Here is a 277-nt window from a genome sequence, read left to right as displayed (position 1 = left end):
AAACCGAAGGTGCAACAACAAGCACAAATTGTGGTAAACTTTGCTGACTTAACCGCACTTTTATGTCTTTTAAGTGCAAATGATCGAATTTAATTCATTTTGGGAGAAAACTTATGCCATCTTTTGATATCGTATCTGAAATTACTATGCACGAAGTGCGTAATGCGGTTGAAAATGCAAACCGCGTATTAAGTACACGTTATGATTTCCGTGGTGTGGAAGCCGTCATTGAATTAAATGAAAAAAGCGAAACAGTGAAAGTGACCACAGAATCTGA

Annotated in this window: 1 protein-coding gene; it reads left to right on the top strand. The window is 37.2% G+C overall.

Annotated elements, in window-relative coordinates; genetic code table 11:
• Positions 1-113: 113 nt before the first annotated feature.
• Positions 114-277, top strand: a 164-nt coding sequence (locus tag ACTHS4_RS11930) for a DUF520 family protein (RefSeq protein WP_440365992.1), incomplete at its 3' end; no start/stop codon positions are given.

Source organism: Neisseria sp. P0014.S009 (assembly GCF_051958155.1).
In the GTDB taxonomy this organism is placed as follows: Bacteria; Pseudomonadota; Gammaproteobacteria; order Burkholderiales; family Neisseriaceae; genus Neisseria; species Neisseria flavescens_C.
Note: the sequence above shows the minus strand (reverse complement) of the source record. Positions and strands in the feature narration are given on the sequence as shown.